We start from the raw sequence: 21,237 nt of genomic DNA, 5'->3' as shown, positions 1-21,237 counted from the left end.
ATGCTTTTAGAAAGTACTCTAAAAGTTGCATCTATGCCAAATTTAGCATACACACAACTTCATCTTTGCCAGTTTTGCCATGTTTTTCTGTGTGTTGCTAATATCATGATGATCATCCTTTCTTTTATATTATTGGTAGTAATATATCACTACTTTTTTTGTAAATCAACTAAAAACCTACTTTTTTGAAAAAAGATGGCTTAAAAATCCACCAGATGAGGTTTTATTTTCTTTTACGGAATCTGCAGTTTGAGTGGAGCGTTTTTTTAGAGGTAATTCAATATCTTCTTTATTAATTGCATGGTTTAGAGAGTAGACAACTACAATCGTATTAGGAGTCAACGTCGTATTTTCAGTATCAACTAATTTTAATAGAATATTACTTGTTTGAGTTAAGTGAATTAATTCTTTTTGAATAGCTGGTTTGACTAAAGCATTGACTAATAGAGTGCCATCAGGATAATCATTAAATTGTTTTTTGGCAAATTCTTCATATTGAGACGCAGTTAAATCAGATAAAGATAAGATAAAAACGACACGTTCTCTAAAAGTTCCAAGATATTTTTTTTGCTCATCTGGCTTTAATTGTGGTGAGCCATACAGTCCTTTGTCTAGATAATCTTGAATATCTTTTCCCATAGTTTTCACCCCTTTATAGCTCAATTACTTTAAGTATAACATAAAAACGGATAGAAAAATTTGTGAAAACATATTGCAATTAGAGGTGAATTTGGATAGAATTGACTGTAAATGAAAATCATTATCAATTAGGAGAGTTTTGATGAAAAAGTTGATACCTATAATGTCTTTACTGTTATTAGCAAGTTTATCTTTATTTATTGGTGTTCAAAGCATTCCTATTAAGGATATATTTCATCTGACAGATATGCAGTCACTTGTGCTATGGAACACAAGAGTGCCTCGTACAATCAGTTTGGTGATTGCAGGAGCAACCATTAGTGTGTCGGGGCTCATCATGCAACATTTAACACAAAATAAATTTGTGTCGCCGACTACAGCAGGAACGATGGACAGTGCACGCCTTGGGATGCTTGTTGCGATGTTATTTTTCCCAAGTGGAACAATCTTAACGAAATCTCTAATTGCTTTTATCTTTGCTTTTTTAGGAACGGTGTTATTTATTCAATTGATTCGTATTTTACCTGGGAAAAATCAATTAATGGTTCCCCTTGTTGGGGTAATGTTTGGTAATATTGTCGGATCGATTGTGACTTTTTTCGCTTATCAGTATCAGCTGATTCAAAATATGACGTCATGGCTACAAGGAAGTTTTTCAACTATTTCAAAAGGTAACTATGAGCTTATATACGTTACTGTACCAGTCTTAGTCATTTGTTATTTGTATGCTTACCAGTTTACGATTGTTGGAATGGGTGAAGAGTTTTCTATTTCAATCGGCATGAATTATCGCCTGATTCATTTAGGTGGACTGTTACTAGTATCTGTTGCAAGTAGCGTGATTTTAGTGACCATTGGTGGACTACCTTTTCTTGGAGTGATTATTCCCAATATTGTATCGTTATTTTTAGGAGACCATATGAAAGATACTTTGTGGCTGACGGCTATTGTGGGAAGTCTATTTTTAGTATTAGCTGATATATTATCCCGCGTGATTTATCCACCATATGAAATTCCCGTTAGTTTAATTGTTGGGGCTTTAGGTAGTTTGATCTTTGTCATCTTACTCGTAAAGGGGGCAAAGAAATGAAGACGAAACAACTTTATATTAGGTTATTATCATTGGTAGTTTTAGTATTATTGAGTATTGGCTTATTCATGACTTATCAAACATATGGCAATTGGCAATTTGCTTTATCTATTAGAGGAAAGAAATTATTAGCATTTGTGATTGTCGGATGCTTAACAAGTTTTTCGACCATTAGTTTTCAAACGATTACTCAAAACCACTTTTTAACACCAAGTATATTAGGGTTTGATTCATTGTATGTTTTGGTTCAAACAGTGTTATTTTTTTATTTTGGTCAGACGCCAAATCACCCATTCATGATGTTTGGTTTAAATGTTGGCTTGATGGTTATATTTAGTGTGATATTATTTGGTTTTTTACTGAGAAAAGAAACCCAAGACTTATTTTTACTATTAATGATAGGAATGGTACTCGGCACGTTTTTTAGAAGTGTAAGTACTTTTTTACAAGTGTTAATGGATCCTAATGAATATGACAAGTTACAAGGAAAACTTTTTGCTAGTTTTTCAAATGTAGATGTCTCCCTACTATATATTGTGATTCCAATTGTTGTTGGACTTATTCTTTTATTTTGGCTTGTTTCTCCAACACTGGATGTGTTTCATTTGGGAACGTGTCAAGCAATTAATTTGGGGATTAATGTTCAAAAGTTTCGTTGGTTTATTTTATTTTTGATTAGTTTAAGTGTTGCGTTATCAACTGCTTTGATTGGTCCAATTACATTTTTAGGATTTATTGTTGCTAATATCACCTATCAATGGTTACCAGCTTATAAACATCGATTACTATTTATTTCAGGGACATTACTCAGTATATTGATGCTAGTTTTAGGTCAATTTTTAGTCGAACATGTTTTTCAAATGAATACCACATTAAGTGTAGTCATTGAATTTAGTGGTGGGATATATTTTATTTGGAAATTGCTTGCCGAGAGGGGGAAAACATTACAGTGAATATTGAAAAAGTAGTTAAAAAGTATGGTGAAAAACATGTTGTTGACTCGGTGGATTATGACATTGTGCCTGAGACACTGACAGCGTTTATTGGACCAAATGGAGCTGGAAAGAGTACCTTACTTGGTATGATGAGCCGACTGTTAGATAAAGATAAAGGTGCTATTTATCTAGAGGGTGAGGAGGTGAAAGCTTGGAATCAACATGAACTTGCTAAAAAATTATCCATATTAAAACAAGCTAATGGGGTACAGTTAAGATTAACTGTCAGAGAGTTAGTCGCATTTGGTCGATTTCCTCATAGTAAAGGTAGGTTAACTAAAGTAGATGAAGAGAAAATCTCAGAGTCTCTATCTTACTTAGGTTTAGATGAGTTGGCTGATGAAACAATCGATACGTTATCAGGAGGTCAGTTGCAACGAGCATATATTGCGATGGTCTTAGCTCAGGATACGGATTATATATTTTTAGATGAACCTTTAAATAATCTAGATATGAATCACGCAGTTATGTTAATGAAAACTATTCGACGTTTGGTTGATGAAGCTAAAAAGACAGTAGTGATTGTTTTACACGATATAAATTTTGCTGCAAGTTACGCGGATAACATTGTCGCGATGAAAGCCGGTAAAATATTTAAAGCAGGCTTAACAGAAGAGATTATTACTAAAGAGGTATTAGACGAGTTATATGATATGAACATGAGAGTATGCGAATTAGAAGGAAAACGATTTTGTTTATATTTTAATGAATAGATTAAAAGGAGATAGACGGATGAAAAAATTAAAAAAATGGAGTTTAGTAGGGGTTCTAGTCGCTGGATTAGTCGTATTAGGAGCATGTGGAGCAGAAAAACAATCAAGTGACACAACTAACTCATCAAGTGAGAAACAAGATGTCGTGACCGTAACTGATAGTAATGGTAAAAACTTAGAATTAACATCTAACCCTAAAAAAGTAGTGGTCTTTGATATGGGGGCGTTGGATACGATTAGAGAATTTGGCAAGTCAGATACAGTGGTGGGAGCACCATTGAAAACATTACCAACTTATTTATCAAGTTATAAAAATGTTGAGTCAGCAGGTGGAATTAAAGAGCCTGACATGGAAAAAATTAATGCGATGCAACCAGATTTGATTATTATTTCAGGACGTCAACAAGACATGCAAAAAGAATTAGAAAAAATTGCTCCGACTCTTTATTTATCAGTTGATAATAAAAAAGCTTGGGAATCAACCATGACAAATATTGAAACACTAGGGACTGTATTTGATTCTGAAAAAGTAGCCAAAGAAAAAGTAGCAGAATTGACGAAACAACGTGAAACATTAGAACAAACGGCTAAAGATAGTGGGAAAAAAGGTCTAATGAGTTTAGTAAACGAAGGGTCACTCTCTGTATTTGGTCCAGAGTCACGTTTTGGTATTATTTATGAAGGATTCGGCGTATTACCAGCTGATGACACAATAAAACCATCATCACATGGTCAGGAAGTGTCTTACGAATATGTGTTAGAAAAGAATCCAGATATTTTATTTGTGGTTGACCGTACCAAAGCAATTGGAGGAGATACAAGTAAGAATAATGTCGCAGATAATGCTTTAGTAAAAGAAACGACTGCTGGTAAAGATGGAAAAGTCATTAGTCTTACACCAGATGTTTGGTATCTTGCAAGTGGTGGTATTGAATCAACTCGTATTATGATGGAAGATGTTGAAAAAGCATATAAATAGTTATATAAGAAAGAGGGCACTGTAGCGAACCCTAAAAGTTAGACTTTTTGAGGCTGACCCAAAAGTCTCTAGAATAAACTAAAAGGAAGAAAATCTTTTTTCGATTTTCTTCCTTTTTTGACGTAAAAAATAGCACTATCCTATATAATTAAAGTGACGAAACCAACTAAAAAGGAGTGCTATTTATGTATAAGAATTATAACACGAAACAGGTTACTTTATCACTGAATTTAGATATTTATTTAGAAGAAAATGATATCGCTTTTGCGATTGATGAATTAGTAGAAAGTATCCCTGTGGATGTGTTCTCAGTTTTTGAGCATCGAATGGGAACTTCGTCTTATCATCCAAAAATGATGTTGAAGCTTATTCTGTGTGGCTACACTCAATCTATTTTTTCAGGAAGAAAGATAGAAGCTATGTCTAAAGATAGCATTCGTGCCATGTGGTTAACGCAATCACAGACACCTAACTTCAGAACAATTAATCGATTCAGAGTGAACCCACTGGTTCAACCGATACTTCAAGAATGTTTTATTCAATTTAGAAATCAGCTTGTTTCTCAACAATTAATTGATGAAGAAGCTATTTTTATTGATGGAACAAAGTTAGAAGCCAACGCAAATAAATATACCTTCGTTTGGAAAAAGAGCACACAACGTTATGAAGAATCTTTGAGAGAGAAGTCAAAGTCCTATTATCAACAACTTGTAGAAGAGCAAATTATTCCATCTATTTGTTCAGAAGATGATGAGTTAAACACAGAAAATTTAAAACAAATCATTGATGAATTGGAAATGAAAGTAAGTGATTTAAGTACTAAAATTGAAAAGAGTTCAGATGTTCAAGAGAGAAAAGAACTTCGTTCTGAGCGTAAAGAGCCTAAAAAAGCATTGAAAGCTTTTTCTGACTTTATCTATAGAAAGCAAAAATATAAAGAACAACATGATATTTATAACGGTAGAAATAGCTACTCTAAAACAGATCATGATGCCACTTTTATGAGAATGAAAGATGACCACATGATGAATGGTCAGTTAAAACCTGGATATAACGTTCAAATTGCAACCAATCATCAATACGTTTTAGCATATGAAACATTTTCAAATCCAACGGATTTTAAAACAATGATTCCCTTCTTAGATACTATCAAGAAATCTTATTTTGACTTACCTAAATACATTGTGGCTGACGCAGGTTATGGTAGTGAAGAAAACTATCAAGCAATTTTGGATGATTTTGAAAGAACTCCATTAATTACTTATACAATGTATCAGAAAGAACACACTAAAAAATACAAACAAAATCCATTTATTCCAGATAACTGGATTTATAATGAATTGGCAGATACTTATATTTGTCCGAATAATCGAGACGTCAAATTTAGAAATTACTCTACTCGAGCGGATAAATCTGGATTCAAAAGACAACGTAAAATGTATGAATGTGAGTCTTGTTTAAATTGCCCAGTTAGAGCATTATGTACTCGTGCGAAGAGTAGTAAAAATCGAGTGATTCAAAGAAATGGGAATTGGGAATATTTTAAAGCTCACGTAAGAGAGCTTTTGAAAGAGGATGTCACAGGAGAAATATACCGTCAAAGAAAAATAGATGTTGAACCAGCCTTTGGAAATCTGAAGGCTAATTTGGCATTCAATCGATTCTCTGTAAGAGGAAAAGATAAGATTTCACAGGAGCTGGGATTTGCGTTAATGGCACTAAATTTAAGAAAACTGAGAAAAAATAGGAAGGATATTAGTAAGAGATCACGAAAAAACAAGCATTCTGAAATGAGAGGTTTCATTTTGGAATGCTTGTTTTCTGTAAAGAGACTTTTGGGTCAGCCTCTTTTTTTATTCATAAAAATAACACTTAATGGCTATTGAAATTTTATTTCGTTAACTGTATAATAAAAATGTAATTTTGTTTTAAAATAGGAAACTTTAAATATTTGACGGTTATTATTATTATTATTCGTATGAGAAAGGTATTATTATGAAAAGTAAACACATTCATCAAAGGGTTGAGAGTTTATACAATGATTTGACACATTCTGAGCAAAAAATAGCCAATTTAGTATTAGAAAGACCAGAGGATGTCACTAAAATGACTGCTAGCGAGCTAGCAAAAGAGTCCCAGACTAGTCCAGCCTCTGTTATACGCTTTTGTAAATCTATTAGTATACCAAGCTTTCCTGAATTAAAGATGGCGTTATCAGCAGAAAAACAATGGGAAGTACCAAAAGAGTACTCAGATATTTTACCAAATGAAAAAATATCAGACGTTAAAGCAAAACTATTAGGGAATGCGTATCAGTCCATGCAGGAAACAGTCCAACTTGTAAGTGATGATACTCTAAAACAGGCGGTTTCTTTAATATCTAATGCACCATTTGTGTATGTTTACGGTATCGGGTCATCCTACCTTGTGGCAGAAAATATTGCTCAAAAATGGAATAGAATTGGTAAAGTATGTATTTGTATAGCAGACATTCATTTGTTAATTGCCAGTTTAACATCTGCTGTGCCAGGTTCTATATTCATTGGTATTTCAAATTCAGGTGAAACATCTGAAGTATTAGAAATTAATCATATCGCTAAAAAAAATGGTATAAAAACTATTGGTATTTCACAATTTGGTATGAATTCATTGAGTAAAAAAGTGGACTTATCCCTACAAACAGTCAAGTCAAAAGAAGCAGAATTACGAAGTGCCGCAACGAGTTCGCTGATGTCTCAATTTATTTTGATTGATTTGTTGTTTCATATTTATGTACTAGAGGAATATGATAAAAATATGGCTAACATACGTGAATCACGAAAATTAGTTGATAATTATAAACGAAGAACAAATAAAAAAGAAAAACCATCAAGTTAAGTCAATGAGCTTAGCTTGATGGTTTTTTAAAGATTATAAACTTACTGAAGACATAGTTTGCTATTAATACAACGATATTACTAATTATTTTTGCTATCATAGGTTGTTGATTTAACCATTGGATTAATAAGAATAGTACGATTGTGTCAATACCCAGTGATAATAATCGGAAAGAAAAGAAGGATATCATCTCTTTGATATTGATAAACGATTTGTTTTCTTCGTGGGCGAAGACATACTTTTTGTTGGACAAATAAGCAAATAAAACGGAGAACACCCAAGCGATGACATTAGAAATAATATAATTAATGTGTAGCAAGTTTTCCATTACATAAAAAATAATAATATTGATAAGGGTAGTAAAAATACCCATGACAATATACATAAATAACTCAAAAAGGGTATCAGATAACCCTAATGTTTTGGTAAAAAAATGTTTAAATTTAGTCATTGTTTCTCTCTTTTCGTTTAAATAATGTGAAGTATGCCTGCCTTGAACAATAAATTATTACAAATAATGTTGCCATCAGTTTAATCGCTATAACATAAGTCATATTAATAAATGGTTTATATGATAGTGTGATAGTATTTATGCCAGGTTTTGGTGTAATGATTAAACTACCAATCTCAGAAGTAGAGTAATCAGATTTAGTCAGAATTTTACCATTTTGTTTGATTATACTATGATTGTAAACAATTAATGGCAGTTGTTTTTTCTTGGTTGTATTTTTTTTATTATTCCAAGTTAATTTTATTGAACCATTCGTTAGGATACTTGTTTCAATATTTTTTTGATTATCAAAAATCTCTTTTTCATATTGTTCATAGGGTTCGATTGATTGATAAATCTCTTGACTTGTAACTTCTTTTGAAATTGGTAAATAATCTGGGGTACCTTTTTCAATCGTATCAAATATTTTCGTTAAATCTGGTGAACGAAGATTATTTCTTATAATGTCAGGGTCTTTTTCAATAAGGTTTGATCGGTTATTTCCCATAGCTACAGGGTCCTCTTGCCAACGTTGTGCATTTTTTACCATGTTACTATTTGCTTCTACTAGAATGAATCCAATGAATATCATTAAGCCCATCGATAAAATATTTGCTTGTTTATGAGATACGTTTAATTTAAACGATTCAATAGTGATTAAAAACATTGGGATTAGTAAGATATACGCAATCACTGAAAAACGAAAAGGAAATTGAATAACTGATAAAAATGGGATAGATTCAACAATATTATCCCATGGAAATAGTGATGTAGAGATAAGTAAAAAGATACCGCCAACAGTTGTCATTAACTTTTCTAATAAGGTTGAATGCTTTATGTTTTTGATAAAATAAATTAATTGAAAAATGAACAGTGTCCCAAAAAAAATACCAATGTTACGATTGCCATACATATCCGTTATAGAGATGAAAGTTGAATTTGTAATAAATGATTTAGGAATAAATGGCTGTAAGATATTATTTGATAGAAAAACATCTAGGTATGCCACAATGGTATTTAGTGATAAAAATAGAAATAGTAAAATAGATAGAAATAAATTTTTGATCCAAGCTATTTTTTCGCTAGATTGAATGAAGCTTACTAAAAAGAAAGGGATAATAGCAATAACAGCCAAAACAGCACTCAATGTATGAGTGTTTACAAGTAAACTCATTGATAAACCTAAAAAAATAGGATTAATCGGGTGTTGTTTGTTGTTAACGGCACGAATGGCTTGTATGAAGACAAAGGGTAAAAATGCCGCTCCCCAACTTGAAAAGCCAAGTGCTCGTGCATAATACATAATCGGGGCAGATGCCATATAGATAGCTGCTCCAACAGTTGCTAGTTTAGCTTTACAATGAAGTGAACGCATTAAAAAGTACATCCCAACTCCAGCAATAGACAGACAAATAAAAGACGAGACTAATTGAAATTTCAACCATGATTGAGTGATAAATAAGATAAAGCCATTTAAAAAGGCAATATCATAGCCATACAAGGCATTGATAATACGACCGCTACTATTGAAACCATATAAAGACATAAAGTAATTGAAATTTCCGTGTTTTATTTGTTCACTAAGATCATAAAATCGGTTGTAATGAAAGGAAATATCTGAGCCTACAGGAATAAAACGCGTGTTAATCTGTGGCAGTAGAATAAAGAGAGCGACTAAGGCAATTACGGTAAAAGGAGCACCTTTTTTTATAACGTCCTTTAGTTTAACCACTGTTAGTCCTCCTCTAAAGGTGACATTTTTTTATCTTTAATGATATAAATAGGTCGTCTTTTTGTTTCTAGGAAGGTTTTGCCAAGGTATTGCCCAACAACTCCTAAACAAAGTAACTGTAAACCACCTAAAGCGAGAATAATACAGACAAGTGACGGCCACCCAGATGTTGGATCACCGAAAATTAACGCTCGAATCACAATAAATATTAAAGCAATAATGGAAGCAACAAATGAAATAAATCCCAAAATAGTTGAGAGTTTTAATGGGAATTCAGAAAATGAAATAATACCATTGATGGAGTATTGTAATAAATCAAAAAATGACCAAGATGTTTCTCCCTCAACTCGTTCAACGTTTTCAAATTCTAAATAGTAAGTATCAAAACCTACCCAACTAAAGATTCCTTTAGAAAAACGATTGTATTCTTTTAACTCTAAAATGGCATCTACCATTTGGCGTGTCATTAAACGATAATCTCGTGCACCATCTACAATTTCAACATCAGATATTTTATTGATTATTTTGTAGAATTGTTTGGCAAAAAATGAGCGGATTTTAGGTTCTCCTTCACGAGTCACTCTTCGTGTGCCAATACAGTCATGTTCTTTTTGTTCTAAGAGTTTCACCATCTCAGGCAATAGTTCTGGTGGGTCTTGTAAGTCAACATCCATTACTGTAATGTAATCACCTCTAGCATGTTCTAACCCTGCATAAAGAGCGGATTCTTTGCCAAAATTTCTAGAGAAAGAAAGATAATTATATCTTGAAGATGTGCTAGCAATTTTTTTTAATACCTCTAGTGTATTGTCTGAAGCCCCATCGTTAATAAACCAATAGTCAAATATTAAATTGGGTAATAATTTTTCAATATCTGTCATGCGGGTAACATAGGGAATGATTGTATCTTGTTCGTTATAGCAAGGAACAATGATAGATAATATTTTTTTTGTCATAGTTTACTCCTTTTGAGAGCCGATAAAAACAGCTTCTTTACAATAAATACATTTTAAATGAAATGAGCATAAAAAGATAGTGATAATCCTATATAAAATGCCCCAACCTATTATAAGGCTAGGGCATAAATATTAAAAGTCATGTACTTCTTTAAGCGTACCATCTTCCATTTGGAACACTCTATCACTCCATTTAATCATTCGAATGTCATGTGTTACCATAACTGTTGCTTTCTTCTTATCGTGAGCTTCTTTAACTAGCAGTTTCACTACATTATAAGCATGTTCAGTATCTAAGCTGGCTGTAGGTTCATCCGCTAAAATCAAACTAGGATCATTATATAATGAACGAGCAATTGCCACACGTTGACGTTCTCCACCAGATAAATCACTAGGATAACTTTTTCGTAAATGATCGATGTCTAATGATTTCAATAATGTATCTAATTTTTCTTTGTTAACTTTTTGTTTCTTGACTTTTCCAACTAAAGTAAATTGATCTTCAATAGTCAAAAAAGGGATAAGGTTTGAGGTTTGTAAGATAAAACCAATTTCATCAAAACGTAATTTTGCACGTTTCTTTTCAGGAAGAGCTGTAAAATCAATGTCATTGATGCTGATGTTTCCTGTTGTGGTACTTTGTAAACCACCAGCAATCGTTAGGAACGTACTTTTACCAGAACCAGATGGCCCAATAACACTAATAAATTCTCCCTCTTTTACTTCGAAGCTTAAGTCATTTAGTGCAGTGACTTCATTATGACCTTTACCAAATTTTTTTGTGATGTGAGACATATTTAAAATAGTTTTCATTTTTTCTAACCTCCAATTGCATTAATAGGGTCAACTTTATTAACAGTCACAATAGAGAACAGACCGCCAATCGTTGATACGACAACAAGTATTGCACCGTAGATACACCATTGTGTAATATTTATTGCAAATGGCATAGCATCTGGTAAAACTAAACTTAAGAAATAAGTTGCCACACCAGAAAGTACAACTCCAAAAACACCCACTAAAAATGATTGAGCAAGGATTGATTTAGAGATAAACCAAGAATTGATTCCTTGTACTTTCATAACACCAAAAATTGCAGTTTTTTGAAGTGTAATAACATACATGAAAATCCCGATAACTGCTGAAGCAATCACAAATAATACATAAATCATAGAGTCTAAAGTTAGACTTTGTTCAGTATATCCAGGCAAGTTATCAATAAATTGGTTAGTTGTTAATTTTGTTAAAGAATCACTTGATAGAGTCGTTTTTGAATCATTACTTAAAATAGCATTGATAGGGTAGTTGTCAGTACTTTTAACCATATCTTTACCAAATTTTATTTCAGTTGCTGTTTTAACAGTTGAATACATAACTGGAGTAGCAACGTAAGATGTAGATGGAAATATACCTACCACTTTTACCTTTAAGTCGTTACTTCCAACTTTTATAGTATCATCTAATTTAAATCCTTTATCAGCAAGATTTTGAGAAATAATGACTTCGTTATCATCTTTTATAGATTCTCCACTTGTTATTTTTGGTAAAAAGAATGCATCTTTATCTGTACCAAATAAACTAATATTAACTTTGTCATTTTTTTCACCGATAGCGCCGCTATATAAAGATAGGGGTGCTTTATCACTAGAATCAACATCTTTGGTATCATCTATTTTTAATTGTGATGCTGCTAAAATATTATTAGCATCGTCTGATAAAACAATTTCTTTAGCATCCCAATCATCTACAACTTGTCTAAATTCTTGGGATAATCCATCAGCTAAACCTGATAGAAGAAAAACAACTAATCCGATTAAAAACATAATTCCAACAATTAAGGTATAACGTAATTTTGAATAACCCATTTCTTTTAAGGCTAAAAACATAAACATTCCTCCATTTCATTTTTTTAGTAACAATTTGTCACTAACTAGTTGAAAAGACAATTAGTCTTGTTTGATTGATTGTAATAACACCTGGAAGAAAAAGCCTAAACCAACTGTTAAAATAATATGGCCTAATCCAGCAATTCCACTAATTGCAGCAGAACTTTCAAGACCCAAGACAGTCATCGTACCATGAATCAACAGCATTAATAGTGTAACACCTAATCCAATATTGTAAAACATATAGAACTTTTTGAAGTTTTTATGTTTCGTTAAGTTGAAGTTTTTTTCTAATAATAAAACGATTAAGAAGAAAAACATCCCTAAAATGAGCGTGTGAGTATGAACAACACTTAGTTGAGTCCACCCTTCAAAGTCATTGAACTTAGTCATTTCACGGAAATAAACGCCACCGATTAACCCAATAATCATGTAACTTAGACTTGCTCTTGCTAATTTTTTCATTTTAAAATCCCCTCCTATTTGATTCCTTTGGTAATCCACTTAATTTTATAATGATAATCCAAAATCAACTCTTCTGGCGTCCAATCATTAACAATGAAATCTGTTAATGAATTCATAACGACCTCCATAATAAAATAGAGAAAACTGACGGCTTCTGGAGTTTCTTGGATAGTAAATTCATTGTTATTTAATAATTTGATCCATTCCTTTAACATGTAAGAAGAGTCATCTAATTCTAAACGCTTCATTGTCCGCTGATAGTCTGCACGAGTTAAAAGCAACAAACCTTTCCAATAAGCACTGTCCGTTGATAAGTGGGAACAAAAAATAAGATATTGTTCAATGCCGTGGAAAAAATTATTTTTGTGTTTAGCAATATAATCTAAAATATCTTGATGAATGAGTAAAGATTGTTGTTTAACAATATAGGCATAAGCATCTTCTAAATCAACAAAGTATTTATAAAAAGCACCTCTGGACATCTCCATCTGCTCAACGATATGTGATACTTTGACTTGGCTGACAGATTGATTATAGAAAGTATCTAGCAAAATCATATCTATTTTTTCTTTTTTAGGTGCAGATAGATTAAGGAATGTATCTTTTGGCATATAGTGTCCTCCTTTCAATAATTAAGTAAGAAAATCATAACACACTAAGTAACAACTTGTCACTTTAATTGCTTGTAAAATTTATGTACATAAAAAAACTCTACAGGATAAGATTAGAGTAGCTATTCTAACTTAATTGTAGAGTGTTTGATTCAAAGATTATTTAATTAGTTTTAAAAATTCATTGATTTTTTCATCTGTAATTCCCATCATTGCCATTGATCTAAGAGGAATATTTTCAAGAAGCTCTATATTACCTTTATTGTTCGTTAGCAATGATTGAATAGCATCATAAATACCTGTTTGTTTCAAAGCATCGTTGATTTTTTTATCTGGATGATTTAAGAGTTGACTAAGATAGCTATCAGAATTCAATGTTTCTTTAATCTCTGTGCCGATGGTTAAATCAATTGTAGAAGTTAATTTAATATCTCTTGATGAAGCACCGATTAATAGATTGTAGGTACCATTATCAGTTTGCCATTGAGCATTTTCTATGTTATACCAACTAAATGAACGACGATCAAGAGCGATAGATAGTGTTTTTTCTTCGCCAGGTTGTAGATAGACTTTTTTGAAGCCTTTTAATTCTTTAATAGCTTTTTCTACAGCACTTGTTTGATTACTAATGTAGAGTTGGGCTACTTCTGATCCGGCTGTTTTTCCAGTATTTTTTATAGTAAAAGTCACTGTAACATCGTTATTAGTTTGAGTAACAGATATATTTGAATAGGTGAAATCAGTATAGCTTAAACCATGACCGAATGGGAATAACGGCTCAATTTGTTTTAAGTCGTAATAGCGATAGCCTACAAAAATACTTTCATGATAGTTCTCATCTGTTTTGCTAGCATTAAAAGTACCAAAACTTGGAGTATCGCTTAATGTGACAGGGAAGGTTTCTGCTAATTTTCCTGAAGGGTTAACTTTACCTGTTAACACGTCCCAAGTTGCTTCACCGACAGCTTCACCTCCAAGATAAGTTTCTAAAATAGCTCCTACATTATCTACCCACGGCATGCTGATGGCAGATCCATTTTGTAGGACAATTGCAATAGGTTTATTTAGTTTGGTTAGTTGTTGAATTAAATAGAGTTGATTATCAGGGAGATTATTTTCTGTTTTATCAAATCCTTCTGATTCCATTGAAGCTGGTAGACCAGCAAATAGTATAATTTTATCGCTGTTTTTTGCCTTTTCAATTGTTTCAAAAATTAATGATTCGTCAATAGAATCACTATCAATAGAGTAACCTTTAGAATAATTTGTATACCCAATTTTTTTAGCTTCCTCTAATGGAGATACGACTTTATATGCATTGACGTGAGAACTGCCGCCTCCTTGGTATCTTGGTTTATCTGCAAGTTCTCCAACAATTAGCACAGATTCTTCGTCATGTATTGGTAATAGGTTGTTCTCATTTTTTAGCAACACAAATGAGTTTGCTGCAATTTTTCTAGCAAATTGATGTTGAATCTCTTTATCATATTGCTTAGCTATTTTATCTTTATGTTTATTGACTAATTTTAGGACGCGAATAACAGATTGATCAAGAATAGATTCCTCTAAATTACCTTCTTTAACGGAGGTGACAATGTCAGTGATTGATATGTCTCCACGACCGGGCATTTCTAAATCCATTCCAGCTTCCAATGATTTTGTCCTGTTAGCAACAGCTCCCCAGTCGGACATCACCATTCCTTCAAATCCCCACTCATTCCTTAATATATCAGTTAATAAACGTTTGTTTTGCGACATTAATTCGCCATTTAATTTATTGTATGAACACATTAATGTTTCTGGATAAGCTGTTTTGACGACTTGCTCAAAAGCAGATAAATATATTTCTCTTAATGCTCGTTCGTCTATGTTGGAGGATGATGTGAAACGCTGATTTTCTCGATTATTTGCAACAAAATGTTTTAAACTAACACCTGTTCCTGTACTTTGTACCCCATTCACATAAGCTGTGCCTAGGGTTCCAGCTACATAAGGATCTTCAGAAAAATATTCAAAGTTTCTACCAGCTAAAGGGCTTCGTTTTATGTTGATACCAGGCCCTAAAAGAACACCAATATTTTCTGCTAGTGCGGCGTAGCCGAGATGTTTCCCTAAATCATATATCATATCTTCATCAAATGAGCTAGCTGTTAGAGCAGCAGTTGGAAAGCTGATTGCAACAACGCTATCATTAAGCCCAAGAGCGTCACCTTTATCTGCTTGTTTTCTTAACCCAGAAGGCCCGTCAGTAACCATGATTGAAGGGATGTTTTGTTCATCAATATTGTGTGTGTACCAATAATTCATTCCTGTGACAATTTTGGCTTTTTCTTCCAATGTAAGTGACTGAACATATTTCGCATCTATTAATACCATAAGTATATTCCTCCTTTTTTTAAATGTACTTTAATTGTACGCTTTTTTATTTAATAACAAAAAAATATCACTTATAAATATTAAGATAATTAAAAATAGAAGATATCATCATAATTTGATTGAAAGTTAAATAAAATAAAAAATTATATTAATTTAAAACAATACAATTAAAAAACAGAAAATATGAGTTGTATAATGTCGAAGTGAGATATGTTTATCATAGACAGAATAGAAGTGGTTTGATAGATTAAAAGTAATCCATTTAGACCATTTTCTTGTAGATAAAATAAGTGAGGAGAAAAAATGATAATGTTTAATGAAACGTGTTTTGATGTATTTAATATAGAAGGATTAGATGCACGAATGGTTGGTATCCGTAAATATATTCAACCTGTATTTCAATCAATCGATGATGTTGTAGTGAGTGAGTTAGAGCCTTTTCTTGGAGAAAAATTACCTATACATATCGCACAACATCGCAGAAGAACGACTAATGCACCAGATTTTACATGGAGTGCAATGGGTGGCAATAAGAGAGGGTATAAAAAATTTCCACATTTTCAATTAGGCATTACACCGGAATACGTTGTAGTATGGTTGTCATTTATTGATAACCCACAAAATGAGGCGTTGATGGCACAAAAATGTTTAGATAATTTGGAGTGGTTTGAAAAGTTACCAAATGATTTTGTCATAAATACAGATCATACTCAAAATAATTATCATGCTTTAGAAATAAATCAATTAATAAAGGATTTAACAAGATGGAAAGACATTAAAAAAGGTGAATTTCAAATTGGTCGAGTAATACCTAAAAAAGTGTTTAGTGAGAAGTCATCTCAAGACATACTAGATAATATATTAAAAACTTATCTGTCACTTATACCAATTTATCAAGCATGTTGTAAATTATCTACTAACTAAGTAACTACGATACCTAGACAATTCGAAATTTTTACTAATACTAATTTTTTTTAGTGAATTATGCTATAATGAACGGTGATTATGTGTCGTAGAGTAGACATCTAACGACTAAAAGGAGGATGAACAGTGGAAGATAAAAAAACTTTTTATATCACCACTCCGATTTATTACCCAAGTGGGAAATTACATATAGGAAGCTCATATACAACAATAGCCTGTGACGCCATGGCTCGATACAAACGAATGAAAGGGTTTGACGTCTTTTATTTAACAGGTCTTGATGAACACGGTCAAAAAATTGAACAAAAGGCCAAAGAACTAGGTATTGAACCACAGGAATATGTTGATGAAATGGCCATGGACGTTAAAAAGTTGTGGAAATTGTTAGATATTGATTACACAAAATTTATTCGTACAACAGATCCAGATCATAAACAATCTGTTCAAAAGATTTTCCAACGTTTAGTCGACCAAGGAGACATTTACTTAGGTGAGTATGAAGGATGGTATTCTGTCTCGGATGAAGAATATTTTACTGAAAATCAGCTAGCTGAAGTCTTCAAGGATGAAAATGGAAAAGTCATTGGTGGATTAGCACCAAGTGGCCATGAAGTTGAACTTGTCAAAGAACAAAGTTATTTCTTTAAAATGAGTAAATATGCTGATCGCTTATTAGAGTACTACGAAGAACATCCTGATTTTATTGAGCCAGTTTCACGTAAAAATGAAATGATCAATAACTTTATTAAGCCAGGTTTAGAAGATTTAGCTGTGAGTCGTACCTCTTTTAAATGGGGAATTCCTGTTGAAAGTGATCCAAAGCATGTGGTTTATGTTTGGATTGATGCATTATCAAACTACATTACAGCATTAGGCTATGGGACAGATGATGATAGCAATTTCCAAAAATATTGGCCAGCCGATGTTCATATGGTTGGAAAAGAAATCGTTCGTTTCCATACGATTTATTGGCCAATTATGTTAATGGCACTTGATTTACCACTGCCAAAACAAATTTTTGCTCATGGTTGGTTAGTAATGCAAGATGGTAAAATGTCTAAATCAAAAGGGAATGTGGTTTACCCTGAAATGTTAGTAAGACGTTATGGGCTAGATGCGTTGCGTTATTATTTAATGCGTGCCATTCCATTTGGTTCAGACGGTGTATTTACACCAGAAGATTTTGTAGCTCGTGTTAATTATGATTTAGCCAATGACTTAGGAAACTTATTAAATCGTACGATTGCAATGATTAATAAATATTGTGATGGTGTGGTACCAAATTATGCGTCTCAAGTAACTGATTTTGATAGTGAATTATCAACGACAGCAGCAGATGTTATTGGTAAATACAATAAAGCAATGGAAAAATTAGAATTTAACATTGCCTTGAGTGAAGTATGGCGTTTGATTTCTCGTGCGAATAAATACATTGATGAAACCGAGCCATGGAATTTGGCTAAAGATGAAGAAAAACAAACAGAATTAAATAGTGTGATGGTTCATTTAGCTGAAAGTTTACGTATTGCGGCGATTTTATTACAACCAATTATGACGCAAGCGCCAAAAGAAATATTTAGTCAACTAGGCTTAGACGCTGAAACAGTTTCAATGATAGATATTCGTTTCGGTGAGTTTCCTTCAGGGACAAAAGTTATCAGCAAAGGAACGCCTATTTTCCCACGTCTAGATGTTGAAGAAGAAGTAGCTTATATCAAAGAACAAATGGCTCAAAGCATGAATCAACAAACGAAAGAAGATGAGTGGAATCCAGAAGAAGTTGAACTGGTTTCTGTCAAAGATAAAGAAGTAAAGTTCGAAACATTTGATGAAGTCGAACTTAAGGTAGCTGAAATATTGGACTGCCAAAAAGTTAAGGGAGCAGATAAATTATTACAATTTAGATTAGATGCTGGTGACAAGGGAAATCGTCAAATTTTATCTGGTATTGCAGAATTTTATCCAGAACCAATGGATTTAATTGGTAAAAAAGTAGTTATTGTAGCGAACTTGAAACCAAGAAAAATTCGTGGTCATATCAGTCAAGGGATGATTTTATCAGCTGAAAATTCAGATGGAAAATTATATGTTGTTGAAGCACCTAAGGGAGCAGAAAACGGAAGTATCGTTGGCTAGAAATTTTTAAAGAGATTGGAAAAGAGGTCTTTTTCAATCTCTTTTTATGTTAAAATCATCGTGATAGGAGTGAGGACTATGATTTTTGATACACATACACATTTAAATGCAGAACAATTTAATGATGATTATAAAGAAGTGATTGAACGAGCAGAGCAACTTGGCGTCAGTGAAATGGCGGTTGTAGGATTTGATACCCCAACAATTGAGCGCTCATTAGAACTAAGTGAACAGTACCCATTTATTCATAGTATTATTGGATGGCACCCAACTGAAGCGGGAAGCTATACAAAAGAGATTGAAAAAGAGTTACAAGAAAAATTAACCAATCCTCGTGTTGTGGCATTAGGGGAGATTGGACTGGATTATTATTGGATGAATGACGACCCATTTGTGCAGGAAAAAGTTTTTCGTCGGCAAATTGCGATTGCTAAAGAGATGAACTTACCGATTAGTATCCACACAAGAGATGCGATGGAAGAGACTTATAAGATTTTAAAATCAGAAGGCATTCAAGATATCGGAGGCATTATGCATAGTTTTGGTGGTGATAGTGAGTGGGCCAAACGTTTCTTAGATTTAGGCATGCACATTTCATTTAGTGGTGTTGTCACGTTTAAGAAAACATTAGAGGTTCAAGAAGCAGCTAAAATTGTGCCGATGGATAAATTATTAGTTGAAACAGATGCCCCATATTTAGCACCTGTGCCATATCGTGGAAAACGTAATGAACCAGGGTACACGCATTATGTGGTAGATAAAATTTCAGAATTGCGACAATTACCATATCAAACAGTAGCAAAAGAAACGACTAAAAATGCGCATAGATTGTTTAGGTTAGCAGAAAATGATTAAAGAAAAAATATCAGAAATCGTGGTTGTAGAAGGAAAAGACGATACAAAGCGATTGCAACAAGTGTTAGATGTTGACACGATAGAAACAAATGGTTCGGCACTGAGTAACGAAACGTTGGATAAAATTAAACATGCTCAGCGTGTACGTGGTGTGATTGTGTTTACTGACCCTGATTTTCCAGGTGAAAAAATACGTAAGCAGATTATGGCTGTCGTCCCCGAGGCGAAACATGCTTTTATTACTAGAGAAAAAGGAGCACCCAAAAAGAAACATGGTAGTTTAGGTGTAGAACATGCCAGTAATGAAGCAATTATCCAAGCATTAAAAGATGTTTCAACACCTACAACCAATCAATTTGAATCTGACATCACAGTGGAAGATTTGATGCAATTTGGACTAATTGCAGGTAGTGGTGCGAAGGTGAAGCGGGAGAAACTAGGAGAATTACTTAATATTGGTTACACAAATGGCAAACAATTAAAAAAACGATTGAGTATATTTCAAATAACAAAAGAAAAATTTTTAGAGGCAATGAAAGAGATAATAGAAGGTGAAACGAATGAATGAATACAAAGATATAGCAACACCTAGCCGAACGAAAGAGATACTTAAAAAACATGGTTTTTCGTTTAAAAAAAGTTTGGGGCAAAATTTTTTAACAGAACCTAATATTTTAAGAAAAATTGCCGAAACAGGAGATTTATCAAAAGAAGATGGTGTAATTGAAATTGGACCAGGTATTGGGGCTCTAACGGAACACCTGGCAAGAAATGCAGGGAAAGTGTTAGCGTTTGAAATTGATCAACGTTTAATTCCAGTATTAGAAGATACGCTGTCACCTTATGATAATGTGACAGTGGTTAATGAAGATATTTTAAAAGCTGATGTTGTAACTGAAGCAAAAAAAGTATTTGATGATACTCAACCAATTAAAGTCGTTGCTAATTTACCTTACTATATTACGACACCTATCATGATGCATCTACTGATGTCACCACTTGATATTACGACAATGGTTGTGATGATGCAAAAAGAAGTAGCAGACAGAATGACGGCAAAGCCATCGACAAAAGCTTATGGCTCATTATCTATTGCTGTCCAATTTTATATGGAAGCAAAACTTGCTTTTATCGTGCCTAAAACAGCATTTGTCCCACAACCCAATGTGGATTCAGCCATTATTAAATTAGAAAAAAGAGAAAAGCCAATTGTTGATGTGATTGATGAAACATTTTTCTTTGAATTAACACGTGCCTCTTTTACGCAACGACGTAAAACATTGTGGAATAATTTAACCAGTCGTTTTGGGAAAGATGAGGACACAAAACACTGGTTAGAAAAATCGTTAGAAGAAAGTGACATTGATCCAAAACGTCGTGGTGAAACATTAAGTATTGCAGAATTTGGTAAACTATCAAACACGTTAATCACGAATAAAAAATAAAGTGATGGTTGTGATTGTTCATTGACAAAAGTTTGTGTATTGCTTATCATATACATAAATGATAAATG

At 32.9% G+C, this 21,237-nt stretch carries 20 protein-coding genes; 11 read left to right on the top strand and 9 right to left on the bottom strand.

All coding sequences use genetic code 11. From position 1 onward, the window contains the following. Positions 1–177: 177 nt before the first annotated feature. Positions 178–639, bottom strand: a complete 462-nt coding sequence (locus tag JNUCC83_RS09300) for a DUF1694 domain-containing protein (RefSeq protein ID WP_454459764.1) — start codon at positions 637–639, stop codon at positions 178–180. A 142-nt stretch (positions 640–781) separates the two neighbouring features. Here JNUCC83_RS09300 and JNUCC83_RS09295 point away from each other — a divergent pair, with 142 nt between their 5' ends. The 6 genes from JNUCC83_RS09295 to JNUCC83_RS09270 all read left to right on the top strand — a co-directional run bounded on the left by JNUCC83_RS09295 (position 782) and on the right by JNUCC83_RS09270 (position 7,293). After that, positions 782–1,729, top strand: a complete 948-nt coding sequence (locus JNUCC83_RS09295; protein WP_454459763.1) for an ABC transporter permease — start codon at positions 782–784, stop codon at positions 1,727–1,729. Further along, positions 1,726–2,682: an iron chelate uptake ABC transporter family permease subunit gene (locus tag JNUCC83_RS09290; RefSeq protein ID WP_454459762.1), complete on the top strand. Its 957-nt coding sequence runs from the start codon at positions 1,726–1,728 to the stop codon at positions 2,680–2,682. The genes JNUCC83_RS09295 and JNUCC83_RS09290 overlap by 4 nt, the downstream gene beginning before the upstream one ends. Next, positions 2,679–3,437, top strand: coding sequence for an iron ABC transporter ATP-binding protein (locus JNUCC83_RS09285; protein WP_454459761.1), 759 nt, complete (start codon positions 2,679–2,681; stop codon positions 3,435–3,437). Before JNUCC83_RS09290 ends, JNUCC83_RS09285 begins: the two co-directional genes overlap by 4 nt. A gap of 19 nt (positions 3,438–3,456) precedes the next feature. Beyond that, positions 3,457–4,416, top strand: a complete 960-nt coding sequence (locus tag JNUCC83_RS09280) for a siderophore ABC transporter substrate-binding protein (RefSeq protein WP_454459760.1) — start codon at positions 3,457–3,459, stop codon at positions 4,414–4,416. Between the two features lie 185 nt (positions 4,417–4,601). Continuing rightward, positions 4,602–6,302 carry an IS1182 family transposase gene (locus tag JNUCC83_RS09275; RefSeq protein ID WP_454459759.1) on the top strand — a complete coding sequence of 567 codons (1,701 nt, stop codon included), beginning with the start codon at positions 4,602–4,604 and terminating at the stop codon, positions 6,300–6,302. A 109-nt stretch (positions 6,303–6,411) separates the two neighbouring features. Continuing rightward, the gene (locus tag JNUCC83_RS09270) at positions 6,412–7,293 is read left to right on the top strand and encodes a MurR/RpiR family transcriptional regulator (RefSeq protein ID WP_454459758.1); all 882 of its coding nucleotides are present in this window, start codon (positions 6,412–6,414) and stop codon (positions 7,291–7,293) included. Between the two features lie 10 nt (positions 7,294–7,303). On the opposite strand, the gene JNUCC83_RS09265 is transcribed toward JNUCC83_RS09270, so the two are convergent. From JNUCC83_RS09265 to JNUCC83_RS09230, 8 genes are all read right to left on the bottom strand, one after another. Continuing rightward, on the bottom strand, positions 7,304–7,744 hold the full coding sequence (locus tag JNUCC83_RS09265; protein WP_454459757.1) for a GtrA family protein: 441 nt from the start codon (positions 7,742–7,744) through the stop codon (positions 7,304–7,306). Beyond that, on the bottom strand, positions 7,737–9,515 hold the full coding sequence (locus JNUCC83_RS09260) for a hypothetical protein (protein WP_454459756.1): 1,779 nt from the start codon (positions 9,513–9,515) through the stop codon (positions 7,737–7,739). The genes JNUCC83_RS09265 and JNUCC83_RS09260 overlap by 8 nt, the downstream gene beginning before the upstream one ends. Before the next feature lie 2 nt (positions 9,516–9,517). After that, positions 9,518–10,471 (bottom strand): glycosyltransferase family 2 protein, encoded by a 954-nt coding sequence (locus JNUCC83_RS09255; RefSeq protein WP_454459755.1) that lies wholly within the window; start codon positions 10,469–10,471, stop codon positions 9,518–9,520. Positions 10,472–10,603: 132 nt separating this feature from the next. Further along, the gene (locus tag JNUCC83_RS09250) at positions 10,604–11,284 is read right to left on the bottom strand and encodes an ABC transporter ATP-binding protein (RefSeq protein WP_454459754.1); all 681 of its coding nucleotides are present in this window, start codon (positions 11,282–11,284) and stop codon (positions 10,604–10,606) included. 5 nt (positions 11,285–11,289) lie between these two features. Beyond that, the gene (locus JNUCC83_RS09245) at positions 11,290–12,357 is read right to left on the bottom strand and encodes an ABC transporter permease (protein WP_454459753.1); all 1,068 of its coding nucleotides are present in this window, start codon (positions 12,355–12,357) and stop codon (positions 11,290–11,292) included. A 60-nt stretch (positions 12,358–12,417) separates the two neighbouring features. After that, on the bottom strand, positions 12,418–12,822 hold the full coding sequence (locus tag JNUCC83_RS09240) for a DUF2871 domain-containing protein (RefSeq protein WP_454459752.1): 405 nt from the start codon (positions 12,820–12,822) through the stop codon (positions 12,418–12,420). A gap of 14 nt (positions 12,823–12,836) precedes the next feature. Continuing rightward, a complete protein-coding gene (locus JNUCC83_RS09235; protein ID WP_454459751.1) occupies positions 12,837–13,433 on the bottom strand; it encodes a TetR/AcrR family transcriptional regulator in 597 nt (198 codons plus the stop codon). A 159-nt stretch (positions 13,434–13,592) separates the two neighbouring features. Further along, positions 13,593–15,809 (bottom strand): glycoside hydrolase family 3 C-terminal domain-containing protein, encoded by a 2,217-nt coding sequence (locus JNUCC83_RS09230; RefSeq protein ID WP_454459750.1) that lies wholly within the window; start codon positions 15,807–15,809, stop codon positions 13,593–13,595. A 303-nt stretch (positions 15,810–16,112) separates the two neighbouring features. On the opposite strand from JNUCC83_RS09230, the gene JNUCC83_RS09225 reads away from it, so the two are divergent. The 5 genes from JNUCC83_RS09225 to rsmA all read left to right on the top strand — a co-directional run bounded on the left by JNUCC83_RS09225 (position 16,113) and on the right by rsmA (position 21,169). After that, positions 16,113–16,733 (top strand): DUF1054 family protein, encoded by a 621-nt coding sequence (locus JNUCC83_RS09225; protein WP_454459749.1) that lies wholly within the window; start codon positions 16,113–16,115, stop codon positions 16,731–16,733. Positions 16,734–16,859: 126 nt separating this feature from the next. Next, positions 16,860–18,869 carry a methionine--tRNA ligase gene (gene metG / locus JNUCC83_RS09220; protein ID WP_454459748.1) on the top strand — a complete coding sequence of 670 codons (2,010 nt, stop codon included), beginning with the start codon at positions 16,860–16,862 and terminating at the stop codon, positions 18,867–18,869. Between the two features lie 78 nt (positions 18,870–18,947). After that, positions 18,948–19,724, top strand: a complete 777-nt coding sequence (locus JNUCC83_RS09215; RefSeq protein WP_454459747.1) for a TatD family hydrolase — start codon at positions 18,948–18,950, stop codon at positions 19,722–19,724. Beyond that, complete coding sequence (gene rnmV, locus JNUCC83_RS09210) at positions 19,717–20,292, top strand: ribonuclease M5 (RefSeq protein ID WP_454459746.1); 576 nt, start codon at positions 19,717–19,719, stop codon at positions 20,290–20,292. Before JNUCC83_RS09215 ends, rnmV begins: the two co-directional genes overlap by 8 nt. Beyond that, complete coding sequence (rsmA, locus tag JNUCC83_RS09205) at positions 20,285–21,169, top strand: 16S rRNA (adenine(1518)-N(6)/adenine(1519)-N(6))-dimethyltransferase RsmA (RefSeq protein ID WP_454459745.1); 885 nt, start codon at positions 20,285–20,287, stop codon at positions 21,167–21,169. The genes rnmV and rsmA overlap by 8 nt, the downstream gene beginning before the upstream one ends. The last annotated feature ends 68 nt before the right edge of the window (positions 21,170–21,237 follow it).

The sequence above is a fragment of the Vagococcus sp. JNUCC 83 genome, assembly GCF_053667615.1.
Note: the sequence above shows the minus strand (reverse complement) of the source record. Positions and strands in the feature narration are given on the sequence as shown.

Excerpts from the sequence above, each read along its gene's own strand:
- JNUCC83_RS09300 (WP_454459764.1), bottom strand. The coding sequence starts at position 639 with ATGGGAAAAGATATTCAAGATTATCTAGACAAAGGACTGTATGGCTCA.
- JNUCC83_RS09295 (WP_454459763.1), top strand. The coding sequence starts at position 782 with ATGAAAAAGTTGATACCTATAATGTCTTTACTGTTATTAGCAAGTTTA.
- JNUCC83_RS09290 (WP_454459762.1), top strand. The coding sequence starts at position 1,726 with ATGAAGACGAAACAACTTTATATTAGGTTATTATCATTGGTAGTTTTA.
- JNUCC83_RS09280 (WP_454459760.1), top strand. The coding sequence starts at position 3,457 with ATGAAAAAATTAAAAAAATGGAGTTTAGTAGGGGTTCTAGTCGCTGGA.
- JNUCC83_RS09275 (WP_454459759.1), top strand. The coding sequence starts at position 4,602 with ATGTATAAGAATTATAACACGAAACAGGTTACTTTATCACTGAATTTA.
- JNUCC83_RS09270 (WP_454459758.1), top strand. The coding sequence starts at position 6,412 with ATGAAAAGTAAACACATTCATCAAAGGGTTGAGAGTTTATACAATGAT.
- JNUCC83_RS09265 (WP_454459757.1), bottom strand. The coding sequence starts at position 7,744 with ATGACTAAATTTAAACATTTTTTTACCAAAACATTAGGGTTATCTGAT.
- JNUCC83_RS09255 (WP_454459755.1), bottom strand. The coding sequence starts at position 10,471 with ATGACAAAAAAAATATTATCTATCATTGTTCCTTGCTATAACGAACAA.
- JNUCC83_RS09250 (WP_454459754.1), bottom strand. The coding sequence starts at position 11,284 with ATGAAAACTATTTTAAATATGTCTCACATCACAAAAAAATTTGGTAAA.
- JNUCC83_RS09245 (WP_454459753.1), bottom strand. The coding sequence starts at position 12,357 with ATGTTTTTAGCCTTAAAAGAAATGGGTTATTCAAAATTACGTTATACC.
- JNUCC83_RS09240 (WP_454459752.1), bottom strand. The coding sequence starts at position 12,822 with ATGAAAAAATTAGCAAGAGCAAGTCTAAGTTACATGATTATTGGGTTA.
- JNUCC83_RS09235 (WP_454459751.1), bottom strand. The coding sequence starts at position 13,433 with ATGCCAAAAGATACATTCCTTAATCTATCTGCACCTAAAAAAGAAAAA.
- JNUCC83_RS09230 (WP_454459750.1), bottom strand. The coding sequence starts at position 15,809 with ATGGTATTAATAGATGCGAAATATGTTCAGTCACTTACATTGGAAGAA.
- JNUCC83_RS09225 (WP_454459749.1), top strand. The coding sequence starts at position 16,113 with ATGATAATGTTTAATGAAACGTGTTTTGATGTATTTAATATAGAAGGA.
- JNUCC83_RS09215 (WP_454459747.1), top strand. The coding sequence starts at position 18,948 with ATGATTTTTGATACACATACACATTTAAATGCAGAACAATTTAATGAT.
- rnmV (WP_454459746.1), top strand. The coding sequence starts at position 19,717 with ATGATTAAAGAAAAAATATCAGAAATCGTGGTTGTAGAAGGAAAAGAC.
- rsmA (WP_454459745.1), top strand. The coding sequence starts at position 20,285 with ATGAATGAATACAAAGATATAGCAACACCTAGCCGAACGAAAGAGATA.